A 15180-nucleotide genomic window follows, 5' to 3' on the forward strand; every position below is an offset into this window, starting at 1 on the left:
GTAGAGAGTGCTTTTTATAGATACTACTTGTACACTCTTACAGATTAATAGTACCAAATTTATTTTCCATTTTACAATAATTTTATAAAAATAAGGGCGAGATCCTCATGCTTAAACGCGCTACTAAAGGAACACTAGAAGTAATTTGTGGTTCAATGTTCTCAGGAAAGTCTGAAGAGCTTATTAAACGTTTAAGACGAGCAGAGTTAGCTAACTTAAAGCTGTGTGTTTTTAAACATAAACTTGATGATCGCATGACTATAGAGTATATCTACGCTCATAGTGGTGAAAAGTTTAAAGCTATAGCTTTAGAAAATCCTTATGATATGTATTTATTTATCTCAGATGAAACTCAAGTTATCGCTCTGGATGAAGTGCAATTTTTTTCAAACGACATTATTGCTATTATTCTTGATCTTATTGACTCAGGAAAACGTGTTATTGCAGCAGGACTTAACTTAGACTTTCGGGGTGTCCCTTTTGGCTGTATGCCTACGCTAATGGCACTTGCAGACTCAGTTACTAAGCTATCGGCTGTGTGCAGAGAGTGTGGCAAAGACGCCCATTATACCCAAAGACTTATTGATGGAAAAGCAGCTAAATTTGATGATCCTATTATAATGGTTGGAGCTCAAGAGTGTTATCAAGCGCGCTGTAGAGACTGCTATATTATTGACCAGAAAGCGTGGGTTAAACATGAGCAAAATCAAAACAACTTATAATTGCACCAACTGTGCCTATCAAACTATAAAATGGCTAGGCTGCTGTCCTGAGTGTAAATCCTGGAATACTCTTGAACTTAGTCAAGCGCCAAGTGGCGGGCAAAAAACACTTGTTGCTCCAGTGACCCTTACGGCACTGTCGGGTATTGAAACTAAACCCTTTACTCGCATGCTGTCAGGTATAAAAGAATGGGATCGTGTTACTGGTGGTGGCCTAGTGCCAGGTGAGTTTGCTGTCGTTACAGGTGATCCTGGCATTGGCAAATCAACTTTACTATTGCAAATTGCCGATAAACTTGCGCGTAGTTACACTATATTTTATTTTTCTTCTGAGGAATCTCTTGAGCAAGTAAAACTCAGAGCAGACCGTTTAGGTATTACAAGCCCTCAACTTTTATTTGCCGATCAAGCCAATCTTGATCAGATTATTTCTACTGCTCAAGCACATAAACCGCATGTGGTAATAATTGATTCTATTCAAAACTGTTATACCCAAGATGCTCATAGTATACCTGGTAGCATAGGACAGCTTAAAGAGTCAGCATTTAAGCTTATGCGTCTTGCAAAAGAGCATGATATTACGGTTATAGTTACTGGGCATATCACGAAAGACGGCGTTATAGCCGGGCCTAAGACGCTTGAGCATATGGTTGACGCAGTGTTTTATTTGCAAGGCGAAGATCGCTGGCAAACACGTGTATTACGCTCAGTTAAAAACAGATTTGGCACTATTCATGAGCTTGGTTTTTTTGAAATGGTCGAAGAAGGCATGCAAGAGGTACCTAATATAAATCAGCAATTACTTGAAGAGATATCCTATAGTCCAGGTTCTGTTCTTATTAGCTTTATCGAAGGCTCACGGCCTCTCCTGCTTGAGCTGCAGGCTTTAGTGTTATCATCTAAGTTTGGCATGCCACAACGTGTTGTGTCGGGTATTGATCAGACACAGGTAGTATTGATTGCTGCAATTTTGGAAAAGTACTTGCAAGTTAAACTTAGTGCCCATGATATTTTTTTTAAAGTCAGTGGCGGCTTTAAAATTAAAACAAGTGGCGCAGATTTAGGTATAGCTTTGGCATTGCTTTCAAGTTACTTTCAAAAACCGTTACCAGAAAAATCGCTTGCCTTAGGTGAGATTAGTCTTACAGGGCAAATTAAGCCTATTAATCATATTGGTATTCATGCAAGTGAAGCTGAAAAGTTTGGTATAAGTAAATTACTGCTTGCTCATAATCAAAAAATTGAAACTTCCTGTAAAACAATGCGCTTTACTAACGTCTATGAGCTTCTTTCTCTTTTTGGTGACTGATAAAATGTATAGTTAGATTACAACTTGACAAAACCAGGAGGTGCCTGTTATAATATACACTAGTATATATTAACTGGAGCTAAAGTTATATGAAGCAACTCAAGACTGTCAAGATACAACAAACAGAAGATTTTGAAGATTGGTTTTTTAACCTTACAAAAAAAGAGCGCCTACAAATAACAGCTCGCTTAGAGCGTATAACAGCATATGGCCACTTTGGCGATTCTAAATTTTTAGGTGACGGTTTATACGAATTGCGTTGGAAAAACGGATGGCGGCTCTATTTTGTTATGATAAAAGATACACTTATATTACTAGTGGGTGGGCATAAAAATGACCAAGAAAAAGATATCAAAAAAGCAAGAATTAACATTGGACACTATAGCTACAATTAATTTAGACCCTAACAAAGTTAAGAAACTTAAAGATTTTAATCCCGAAAGCATCTTTCTGGATCATACTTTTGTAGGTGAAGCATTATTACAATGTTTAATAGATAATGATACAGAAGCTTTCATGGAAATTTTAGATTCTTATTTGAGAGTAAATAAAAAGAGAGTTGCTAAGAATGCTAATCTAACGCGTTCAACAGTTCAAAGTGCATTTTCTAAAAATGGCAATCCAACGCTTAAGACTATAGCTAAAATTGTACATCATGAAACAGCAGCCAAAAGAAGCTAATATTTACAAAAGCTCTCTAGAGCTTTTAAGCTAAACAAGATATACTTGAGCAAATTTCTTTAACGCTACTTATTACAAGAGGCTCTTATGAAAAAACTTTTTTCAAGTGTTGGCTTAGCACTTATCTCTTTAGGTTATTCGTATGCCAATGAGCATAAGCATAATCTTATAAGCGTACACGCTCTTAATCCCCGCATTGTTTTAAATATTAAGTATGCAACGGCTGATAATTTTATGCATAAAAAGCTTTATTCAACCTCACAATGCTACGTACATACAGCACTGGGTGAAAGATTAACAGCTATTCAGCAAGAGCTCGAGACTTTAGGATTAGGTCTTAAAATATTTGATGCCTATCGACCATTATCTTTAGAAGAAACTATACGTGTAGCAGCACCTGAAGAGGCATATGTAAGTGCAACGCCAACAGGCTGCGCTCATAATCGCGGTACTGCAGTTGACGTTACCCTAGTAAAAGCTGATGGCTCTGAGATAATCATGCCTTCAGAGTATGATGAATTTACTTTAAAAACACGCCGCTCTTATACAAGTGCTGTTCAAACGGCTTTAAGCAATCGTGATTTGCTTGAAAAGCTTATGGTTAAATATGGCTTTATTTCTTATGATACTAATTGGTGGCATTTTGAGTTGCCGCATAGTGAACATTATCCATTGCTTGATATAAGCTTTGAAGATTTAGCACGTTAATCAAAAAAGGGGATACTTCTGTATCCCCTTTTTTAGTACTTATTGCAATCTTCTTGGGGATCTTAAGGGGCGCACCCCTTATTATATATTAATTTAGTAATCTACTTGCTTATAAGACTTACGCGTACGCCGTGTAAGATTAGATTGGTTTTCTGAAAGGCGCCATACGGCTATAGTTGCACTAATCAAGGCTACCCAGCCTACTATCTCTTGTATCATGTACTCTCCCTGAAAATAACTGCTTTCAACTTTTTAGGTTAGTATACCAAAAGAGGCTAGAGGTAAGCTAGCAAATCTATTGCATATGTTATCAAAAGGCGTATCATTAAGAAATATACATAAAATCTTATTTTTAATACTAGAGCAATTACACCATGTTAGCCAAACAAAAGACTACTATACATAGTATTTTACTTATCCATTTGGTTTTTTTTGGTGGCTTAAAAAGCTTTTGTAAAAGCCCCATTGCCCCTAAATCATTAATTATTATTTTAGATAGAGATTACGAAGAAACGTGCGCAAAAAGCCTCGAGCAAGATGGCTACGACACTCTAAGTAGACCAGAAGGAGTTGGCGCTATAACATCTACACTTATAGTAGCATTACATCAGCAAGCAGCACCTATAGTAACAAGCAAAAGTTTACTCCAAAACATTCAAGATCATACTACTATTTTAGAAGATTTTATTTTAAAAAACAGAACGTATATTTTTAAAAAGTACAATTCTTTTAAACGATTTTCATCTCAAGAGCTTATTAAACAATTTCGCATACAAGCCACCTATACAACTACTATGTATGACCTGGTAAACAACTCCCTTAAGAATTTGCTCAATACTACTTCTCAACAAGAACTTCTTAAAACACTTAAAAACATAAGTAATTCTCCTACCTTTTCTATTGAGCAAGCTCCTCTGCTTTTTACTCAAGCACTTACTAACAGATATCATAAAACATGTTATAACGAACTAACAACGTATATGCTCTGTATGCTTACGTTAAAACAGTTACACAATTGGCGATTATACTCAATTAGCCAAGATATGTGTGTTTTAGTGCCCTCTAAAACTCTACAGCAAAACCTAAAGCCATTACAATCTCAAACACATACAAAGTTTTCCCCTTTAGAGTATGCAACAGGATTTAAACTTAGTCTTTTACCTGAGTTTACACTAAAACCTGGCCGCGATATTTTAACATGTTCTTATAAGCCTCTCTCTCTTATTTTAAAGAAACTTTTTATAACCACCCAAGAATACAAAAAATCAGGCTACAAGCCACTCTGCTGGAATATCTATCTTACAGGCCATGGCTCTGCTTCAACAAACTATCAAGAACAACAACACTATTACCAATTACTTGAAAAACATTATCAACATAATCCCCAAAAAAATAAAACGGAAACTTATAGAAAACTACAAACTATTAAAGAGCATATAAAAAAGTCTAAAAACAAAATACCCGAAGGCACCATAGCAACGTTACCAATACATGAGTTTAGAGAGCTCCTCTTATTTTTCCATACGCAGTTAACTGTAAACTTGCTTTTTTATGCTTCATGTTATGCTGGTGGTTACCATTTAGAAATACCGTTTATGTACAACAAAAAGCCTTTACGGCTTAATTATACAATTATTGCAGGATCTGTAGCTGAATGCCCTATTAAACAAAGTGTTCCTTCGTTGGCATTACCACCTTACAGACAAGTAAAAAATGGTACACATACAACCATTTACGGCATTACACCAGAGTCTATAGATTTAGGAAAAAAAAGCCTTACCTTAACAACAAAACTCTGTTTTAATAGTTTTTTTAGTGCTCTAAAAAAGCAGTTACTCTCAAAACACCTATTTATTAAGGCCTTAGAATCAGTACATGTTTACCATGACAAAAACAGTAATTTACTTAAAGAATATGCTTGCAATATTCCCTGGATACGTCATAAAAATACAATGCATTTCAAGCTTTTACTGTCTTCAAAAAAAACGTGTCCCCATCTCTCTCTAGCAACTCAAAAAGATCTGCAAACGCCACTCATTTTTACAAGTCCTATGCCATGGCAACTGTATAATAACCCCTGTTATATTTCGCAGTTACAAACTCACAGTGATACACTTCAAGACATAGTAGGAGCATTGTTACCTATTGACGATCTTAAAGCGTCACGCGTTATTTTTATCAAAAAACTTATCTGTAAATCAAGCCCACTTTTACCACGATTTTTTGATCAAGCCACTACAGAACTCACTAATGTACTCTTTTGTTACGGTATTCCTGATTGTGATACCTTAACAATCAATACCACCATAACATCTTATTTTACGTATCAATCTACCCATTACAAAGTAATTTTTAAAAACGACAAAAGCCTCTCTTTACAAAAAAATCACTCTGATGCTTTTCTTGCTTTTATCCAAAAGGGTTAATATTGCTCTAACTATTCTCGCTCATTGAAGTTAGGCCATGCGCTTATATTCTACTCTTACCAGTCATTCTTTAACACAAATTAGACAAAACCTAAGCTCTATGTTAAAGATCAACATTAAAGAGAGTACAATTTATTAGGAGGTATCATTATGAAGTTATTTACATACTATAGTATTATATTAGGTTTAGCAGCTTGCTTGCTTTCGTGCAGTAACAGCATATCTCTAAATTCTTCAGATTACGTTATAACTACCCTTACCACTCAAGATAATACAAAGTCACTTAAGGCTCCCTCTTTATCCTTAAGTGATCTTAAAAGAGTTGCTCAATCGCCTAACACTCATTGGGTCTACGTACCAAATGAAGTAAAACAAGCCTTAAGAGAAAGCGGACAATGGAGCACAAGTGCTTTAAAAACAGATCTATCACCATCTTTTTTAGATTTACTTCCCATTCTTGAAAATCAGTCTGACGTTACTTCTTATGAAAAAATTACTAAAGCTCTTTCGTGTATCTTAGATAAGCCCCTACAGAAAAGTCCATGCTCATCCAAGTTAGCACATCCTATTTTAGAAAAATATCATCAGACTTTACTCAATGGCGATGCATCCCTTTCTGTTACTACTAAAATGTGCAAAACGTCTCAGCAGCCTAGATACTCTGTAATAAATAATCTTTTAGTGAAAAAATGTTTAAAAGCAAAAAGCATTATTGCTCATTCTCTTGCCGTTCAAGACAAAGCAACTATCAAAGGCTCACTAATCAGCAATTCCATTAGTTCAAATACGGGAACATTTTCCGATTTAACTGTATCAGGAACTTTAAGTGCACCTAATTTTATTGTACCTGATATCTCTGCAATAACATCAGCTACACCACTTAATATACCTAATACAATAGTAAAGCGTGACGATACTGGAAGCTTTGCAGCAAGCATTCTTAAAAGCACTCAGGTAGGCATAGGTACAGACTCACCAACCCAAGCACTTGACGTACACGGCAATATTGTTGTTAATGGCTCTATTATGGTAATGCCCAATACAACTGTTAAAAGCCCAGGAGCATATGATGTCTTAGTGCCTGTGGGTACCGTAAGCGCACAAAATTTATTAGCTTCAGATGATATAACTGCTCAAACTGCACATTTAGGCACAACAAACACCGGATCTCTTACAGCTACAGGTTCTGTTAACTTTACTTCTTTTTCAGAAGGCTTACTCCATACAGATACACTTGGCAACGTTTCATCATCATTACTTGCTACTAAAAATATTAATGATGCTGCTATAACTGATAGTAAGTTAGCGTCTTCTGTAGGCTCTACAGGTCAACCAAACTCTTTTGTTAAACTTGACAACCAAGGCAACTTTGCTGCTAATAGTATAGAAACTACAACACTAGGCATAGGCACACATATGCCTAACGCAGCCCTTGATGTTCAAGGAGATGCCCTTATTTCAGGTGCATTGACTGTTGGAACATTTAACGTATCAACTCTTAATGCTCCTAACATTTCTACTCCAGGAAATATAACATCAAATACTGGTGATATTAAAGCACTACAAGGTTCTATAAGTGGAGCATCTCTTATTTCTTCAGGTCCTCTGACAGCTGGAGCATCTACTCTTGGCACTACAACCACTCAAGGGTTAGCTAATACAGGAGCTTTTAGTACAACAGGTCCTATTAATTTTAATTCACTGCCTCAAGGATTAGTACATACAGATGCTTTAGGCGTCGTATCATCAGCTCTTTTAACAACAGCCGATATCAACAATAGGGTTATAACTGACACTAAATTAGCATCCCCTGTAAGCTCAACTGGTCAGGCTAATTCTTTTGTTAAACTTGACGGACAGGGAGACTTTGCTGCCCATACTATTACCGCTAACCTACTTGGCAATGCAACAACAGCAACGCTTGCAGCTCAAGTAAGTGGTCAAACACCCTTAAGCAATGCAGGAGCTGTTGTTCAAAGGGATAATAACGGTGATTTTGCTGCCGGTACGATAACTGCAAGTTTAACGGGTAATGCAACAACAGCAACCACAGCAGCCACTGCAACAGATTTTACTGGAACCCTTAGCGGCGAAGTTACAGGACCACAAAGTAATACACAAGTCGTTTCTGTTGCAGGCGTACCGGCAAATTTACTTGCAAGCGGAGCCACTCTGGCCAATGCTGCAACTGACACCAATACATTCCAAGCCGTTGTTAAACGTGATTCTAATGGTAACTTTTCTGCAGGTCTCATTACAGCAGATTTAGCAGGAAATGCCAGTACTGCAGTATCAGCAGGAAGCGCAACCAGTTTTAGCGGTATATTAAACGGAGATGTTACTGGCACACAAAACAACACACAAGTCATCTCAGTTGGTGGCCTGACTGCAAACTTAGTCTCTAGCGGAGCAACACTAGCAAACGCTGCTACTGATGCTAACACTGCTTTTACGTTAGTCAAAAGAGATACGAATGGCAATTTTTCTGCTGGAGCTATAACTGCCAATTTGTTAGGTAATGCTGACACTGCAACACTAGCAGCCGCTGTAGCAGGTCAAACTTCCGCTAATAATGCCAATACCGTAGTACAACGCGATAACAATGGTGATTTTTCTGCAGGCACTATAACGGCTAATCTAACTGGTACTGCAACAAATGCCGTAAACTTTACTGATGATCTAGCAGGTGAAGTTACGGGACCCCAAGGAGCAACAGTCGTATCTTCTATTTCGGGAGTATCAGGCAACTCTCTTGCAATAGGAGCTACTCTTGCTAATGAAGCAACATCATCTAACACTGATAACAGTATAGTAAGACGCGATGCATTTGGAGGGTTTTCAGCAGGTCTCATTACAGGAACAGTGTCTACTGCTCTTGAAGCTCAAAACGTACTTGGTCAAACACCGCTATCAATATCAGGCACCGTTGTGCAACGGGATGATACTGGTGGTTTTTCTGCTGGAACTATAACTGCTGCTTTAAACGGCAACGCGAGTACAGCAACTATAGCAGACACAGTCAGTGGACAAACTTCAGCAAACATAGGTAATACGGTCGTACAACGAGGTACAAATGGTGATTTTTCTGCAGGGACTATAACCGCTAATCTAAATGGTACGGCAATAAATGCAATAAACTTTACTGGTAATCTAGCAGGCGAAGTTACTGGCCCTCAAGGAGCAACAGTTGTATCTTCTATCTCGGGCGTATCAGGTAACTCTATTGCAAGCGGTGCAACTCTTGCTAATAACGCAACTTTTAATAACGTTGCAAGCACTTTAGTTAAACGTGATGACAGCGGAAACTTTACTGCTGGAACTATTGCTGCAACTTTAGCAGGTAACGCAGATACCGCAACGACGGCTACTACCGTAAGCGGTCAAACACCAACAAATAACCCCGGTTCGGTTGTGCAACGAGATAGTAATGGCAATTTTTCTGCAAATATAATTACTGCAAGCTTACAGGGCAATGCAGATACAGCAACAAACTTTACCGGTTTACTGTCAGGTGACGTTACAGGAACTCAGTTAGCTTCAGTAGTGAGTTTTGTAGGGGGTCTACCTACAAACAATATTGTTACTGGGGTCAATCTAGCTAACAGCGCTACACCCGCTAATGGTTTTGGCACATTAGTACAACGTGACGGCAATGGTGATTTTACAGCAGGTACCATTACTGCTCATTTAGCAGGTACTGCTGATACAGCATTAACAGCAGCTAACTTTTCCGGCACTTTATCAGGCGATGTTACAGGAACACAAAATAACACCAAAGTAGCCTCAGTAGGGGGTAAAACAGCAACAACTGTAGCTTCAGCAGTAACTCAAGTACAAGCTGCTAGCTCACTTAGTGACCCAGGCACTCTTGTTCTACGGGATGAACAAGGTAGCTTTTCAGCCAACATCATTACTGCTAATCTTACAGGCAACGCTTCAGGTAATGTAAACAAATTAGGCGATTCTATGTCGGGGCCCTTAAGCATAACCCCTTCATCAGAAACAGCTTTAACTGTTACAGGAGCCCCTGCTACACCTGCAATTAGAGTAATTCCTGAAGGAAATTCCAAAGGTATAGTTATAGAAAGCACTTTAGAGAATGCTCTTGAAGTTAACGTCAATAAGTTTACTGTTTCAGGGTCTAATGGTAACACATCCATAGCAGGGACTCTTGCTGTAGGTGGCGCTACCCAACTTAATCTCTCTTCAGGCATAGTACATGCAGACAGCACTGGTATTTTAAGCTCTTCACCTATTGTTAATGCTGACATAGGGGCTAATGCCGGTATTGAGTATACTAAACTTGCTCTTGCAGGCTCTATTACAAACAATGATATTGCTGCTAATGCAGCTATTAGTGACAGTAAATTAGCCCAAATAATAACCCCAGGAAAAGTGGCTCTAAGCGCTACTAACGGTACACCCGATAATCAGATAAATACTCTGGTATCTCGTGATAGTTTTGGTAATTTTGCTGCTAGTACTATTACAGCAAATGTAGTCGGCAATATAACGGGGACAGGAAACTTAACTACACTCAACGCTGGCAATACTACTATTACCGGCCCTGTAGCGTTAAGTGGTACGACAAGTACTCTAAGCGTTGACGGGATAACTCAATTTAATAATAGTGTCTCTTTTGCTCAAAATATTCCAGGTATAGCACAAAACACTCTCATAGTAACAAAAGGTCCTCTTTCAGGACCAAATGAATTTAATGCTATTAATACTGCTCTTGCTAGCATCACTGATAATTCTGCTATTAAACGTTATGTTATAGTTGTAGGTCCTGGAGTTTACAGTGAAACTACCATTCAACTTAAACCCTATGTAAGCATTCGTGGTGAATCAACTAATGCCTGTATTATACAAGCAGCAAGCACCAACCAAGATTTAATAATTGGTACACCTAACGCCTCACTTGAAAAGCTTACCTTTACAGGAGCTACAGGGCCAGGTAACGCTGCAATTGTCTATAATGGTGGCGGTTTTTTTGATATAGTGCGCTGTAACTTTTTATCTAATACCATTCATATTAAACAAGATTCTCTACAGGGCATTTCTGTTGTATCGCTCATTTCTTGTACTATAGATCCGTTAAGTAACTTTTCCACTGGGTTTCAAGTAAGCAATACAGGGACAAATACTTTTTCACTTTTAGGCTTATATGGCGTTAATTGGCTAGCATTAGCTAATTCTTATAGCCCTACATTTGACCTCGTTAATCTTAATGGTACTGGTTCTATATGTATAGGAAGTGGCATATTTGCAGGATCGGCAGTCAGTGTTTTAGGTGGAAACGCCTTTGTAGTAAGAAATGGTGCTGCACTTCAAATTGATGGTATGACCTTAACTGCGTTCAATAAAGCATTATATCTTACAGATGAAGGCGTAGGACCAAATCTTAATGTTATAGGTGTTTACGCTTCAGGCAACACTACTAATATTCAAATTGATCATCCAGCAGCTACGGGAAGCGTCTCTGGTGTTGTAGACCGCTCAAAAATAGTCATAGATCCAAGCGCTAATATATCGTTGCTTTTGTCTGATCCTGTTAATGCTGCTACGGTAGCAATTGGGCCTATTATAGCAGGTAATAGTATTGCAACTCAAACTAATATTGCACCTCAAATATTTTATGGATCAAACACTGGAACTCAATCCGGGGGAGAAGTAGTCACTATAAATGGAACTACCGTAACCTTGTCAGCAGGTACGGGCTATTTAATGGTACAAAACGCTACTACTACAGATTTAAAATATGTAGAGTGGCCTCAACAAGATATTACGTTGCCGCTTAATCAAACCAACTATATTTTTGTAACCAAAGATGGTGTAATAACCTATGCACAAGCAAGACCTTCAAGTATCTCAACTATTATTCTTGGTATAATTACCACTAACACTACTACGGTTGATTATATACAACAGACTAAACGACAAGGTGACCATACAGCTACCTTACTTGATACTGCTTGGCGTCAAGCTATAGGCAATCTCTATATTTCTGGTTCCATAGTTACTCAAAATAGTACTATGCCTCTGCAACTTGATGTAACCCAAGGCCGTTATTATTATAGTACTCATGAATATTTACCAACTGGTGGTACTGCTGTAACATGGACCCCTTATTATCATAGTAGCACAGGCGGCTTTACGACGAACACTCCAACCAATACTCTTGATGGCAACTATGATAATAGTACAGGTACATTAGCACCTATACCCTCAGGACAATTTGCTCGTCATAGCTTATATATTGTAGCTAATGGAAACCCTGACGGAACTGATCATTATATGTTTGTTTATGCTCAAACAACCTATAACACATTAATAGAAGCAGAAAATGGTGCAATACCTAATCCACCAAGTACTTTTACTAGCAACATTGCATTAATAGCCTCGGTTATTGTAACCAATGATCCAGTAACTGGCATTGCAATTGCATCAATACGTCAAGAGCAACCGCGCTTAACGTTTAAAGCAAGTAGCATGTCAGGTGTAACCAATCATGGTGACCTCACAGGTCTTTTAAATGACGATCATCCTCAGTATCTCTTAGTAACGGGAGCACGCAGCATGATAGGCAACTTAGATCTAGGTGCTAATAATATTACTAATGTCGGACTTATTGATAATATAAATCTTAACACTCTATCAAATCGCTTAGTGCCTACGGGGGCCGATCCATTACCTACTGGCACATCTGTTACGATAGGCATTACAAATCAACCAGGAATAGCAAACTCCTTTTCACGCTCAGATCACCAACATGCCCACGGAGATCAGCCCGGAGGCACATTACATGCTCTTGCAACAACTACAATAGCTGGCTTTATGTCTGCAGCAGACAAAGCAAATTTAGACAACATTAATCCTGCTAGTTTTGTCCAAAAATCCGGCGATACTATGACAGGAGAACTCGTTATTTCTCCTAGTGCAGGTACTGCTCTTGTAGTTAACGGACAAGCAGGAGCTCCTGCTCTATTAGTAAATGCTGAGACAACTTCTACCGGCATTGCTATTGGCAACACATCAGGGAGCGCCCTTTCAGTAAATACGGACAAATTTATAGTACAAGGTTCTACAGGAAACACTACCATAGCAGGGACTCTGTCTGTACAAGGAGATACAGCACTTACAGCATTAGGTGCAACATCTCCAGGCCTTGTTCATGCTGCCAGTGGTACCGGATCGCTGACCTCCTCGCTTTTAGTTGACGGTGATATTGCTTTAGGCACTATTTCTGACAATAAATTAAACTCACCCGTTACAAGCAGTAGTATCAATAATTCTTTGGTTAAAAGAGATGGCTCAGGCAGCTTTTTTGCCAATACTATAACTGCTAACACTTTTAATGGCTCGTTAAGTGGCGCAGCATCGCTTAACGTTTTAAAAACTGGTGACACTATGACCGGTCAGCTTACGGTATCACCACTAAGCGGCGGAGGTATAATTGTTAATTCAACAGCAAACAATGCCGGGGTAACCATCAATGGAAGTGCCAATGCACCTGCTTTACTTGTAACTCCTGAAAGTGCATCTGATGGTATTTCCATAGAAGCTACTACAGGTAATGCATTAAAAATAAATACCAATAAATTTACTGTTTTAGGAACAACTGGCGACACTTCTATCGCAGGAACCCTTTCAGTTACAGGGGCTACTAGACTCGCTTCTTTAGGTGCAACATCTCCAGGTCTTGTCCATGCTGCCAGTGGTACCGGAGCACTTACTTCATCACTTTTAGTTGATGGTGATATTACTCTAGGTACTATTTCTGACAATAAATTAAACTCACCCGTTACAAGCAGTAGTATAAATAATTCCTTGGTTAAAAGAGATGGCTCAGGTAGTTTTTCTGCCAATACTATAACTGCTAACACTTTTAATGGTGATTTAAATGGTACTGCTACTGGGGCTACCAACTTTAATGGCACTCTTAGTGGCGACGTTACAGGAACACAAGGGGCTACAGTAGTAAGTATGATAGGGGGGCAATCAGCAAATGCTGTTGCTAATGCAACTCAGACTGTAAGCAACGCACAAAGCACTAATACGGGTGGTACTTTAGTGCTTCGTGATGGCACTGGTAATTTTGCAGCTGGCACTATTACAGCTTCATTAACTGGAGCTGCCTCGCTTAATGTGCTTAAAGCGGGTGATACTATGACCGATACATTAACAATAATGCCACCTTTAAATCATAGCGCCCTGATAGCAGTTGGCGCGACAGGTACCAATAATTCAGGTCCCGTTATCTCTCTAACTCAAAATAGCAATCCTATAGGACTAGCAATCACCAGCACTGCTGGTAATGCTTTAACGGTAAATAACACCAACTTTATTGTTGAAGCTAACGGCAACACTACAATTGCAGGTAATTTAGGTGTCTTAGGAACGCCTACTTTTTCTCAGCTAGCGAGTACTTCAGGCAACTTAGTACACGCAAATTCTAATGGCACTCTTTCTTCTTCTTCGCTAGTTAATAGTGATGTAGCAGCTAATGCAGCCATAAGCTATTCAAAGCTTAATCTTGCAGGTTCTATACTTGGCAGCGATATTGCAGAGGCAACTATTCCAGATAGCAAATTAAGCTCTCTTGTAAGCTCTGCTAATACTAGTAACAGCCTAGTTAAACGAGATAGCTCAGGAAGTTTTGCAGCTAATACTATTACAGCTTTTAGTTTTGTTGGTCCATTAACGGGAAATGCTTCTTCCGCTACAAACTTTACAGGTACACTTGCTGGCGATGTTACAGGCACTCAAACTGCTACTACTGTTAATTCTGTTGGTGGTCAATCAGCAGCAAACATTGCTAACACAACGGTAACTGTTAATAATGCAACTGCAGCTAATACCGCTGGTACACTAGTACTACGCGATGGAACAGGTAACTTTAGTGCAGGAACTATTACTGCTAATCTAACCGGTAACGTAACAGGAAATCTTACAGGTAATACCTCAGGTTCAGCTGCACTTAACGTACTTAAATCTGGCGATGCAATGACAGGAGCTTTAAGTATTACTACAACAGCTGCTAGCATAACACCACTTACCCTTACCCCGCAAGCAAATTCAACGGGACTTTCTATTGGTGCAACTTCAGGTAATGCACTTAACATTAACAATGGCAAATTTACTGTTATAGGATCAACTGGCAATACTACCATTGGCGGAACACTTAACGTAACTGGTGCTACTACTCTTACTGGAGCAACTGCTCTTACAGCTTTAGGAGCAACATCCCCTGGAGTAGTACATGCTGCAGCCACCACAGGTGCTCTAAGCTCTTCGTTAATAGTTGACGCTGATATTACAACAGGTACTATTT

General features: G+C 38.8%; 7 protein-coding genes. All 7 read left to right on the forward strand.

The genetic code is table 11. The features are described 5' to 3' along the window. The first annotated feature begins 107 nt into the window (after window positions 1-107). The gene (locus H0X48_03855; protein MBA3954425.1) at window positions 108-722 is read left to right on the forward strand and encodes a thymidine kinase; all 615 of its coding nucleotides are present in this window, start codon (window positions 108-110) and stop codon (window positions 720-722) included. Then, the gene (gene radA, locus H0X48_03860; protein ID MBA3954426.1) at window positions 697-2031 is read left to right on the forward strand and encodes a DNA repair protein RadA; all 1335 of its coding nucleotides are present in this window, start codon (window positions 697-699) and stop codon (window positions 2029-2031) included. Before H0X48_03855 ends, radA begins: the two co-directional genes overlap by 26 nt. An 89-nt stretch (window positions 2032-2120) precedes the next feature. Continuing rightward, on the forward strand, window positions 2121-2426 hold the full coding sequence (locus tag H0X48_03865; protein MBA3954427.1) for a type II toxin-antitoxin system RelE/ParE family toxin: 306 nt from the start codon (window positions 2121-2123) through the stop codon (window positions 2424-2426). Next, window positions 2365-2712: a hypothetical protein gene (locus H0X48_03870; protein MBA3954428.1), complete on the forward strand. Its 348-nt coding sequence runs from the start codon at window positions 2365-2367 to the stop codon at window positions 2710-2712. The genes H0X48_03865 and H0X48_03870 overlap by 62 nt, the downstream gene beginning before the upstream one ends. Window positions 2713-2799: 87 nt before the next feature. Further along, window positions 2800-3420 carry a M15 family metallopeptidase gene (locus H0X48_03875; protein MBA3954429.1) on the forward strand — a complete coding sequence of 207 codons (621 nt, stop codon included), beginning with the start codon at window positions 2800-2802 and terminating at the stop codon, window positions 3418-3420. Window positions 3421-3794: 374 nt separating this feature from the next. Next, entirely contained in the window at window positions 3795-5846 is a 2052-nt protein-coding gene (locus H0X48_03880; GenBank protein MBA3954430.1) for a hypothetical protein, read from the forward strand. 150 nt (window positions 5847-5996) lie between these two features. Further along, window positions 5997-15180: hypothetical protein (locus tag H0X48_03885; GenBank protein MBA3954431.1), on the forward strand; the 9184-nt coding region annotated here is incomplete at its 3' end.

It is taken from the genome of Candidatus Dependentiae bacterium (assembly GCA_013821315.1).
In the GTDB taxonomy this organism is placed as follows: Bacteria; Babelota; Babeliae; order Babelales; family Babelaceae; genus JACDHA01.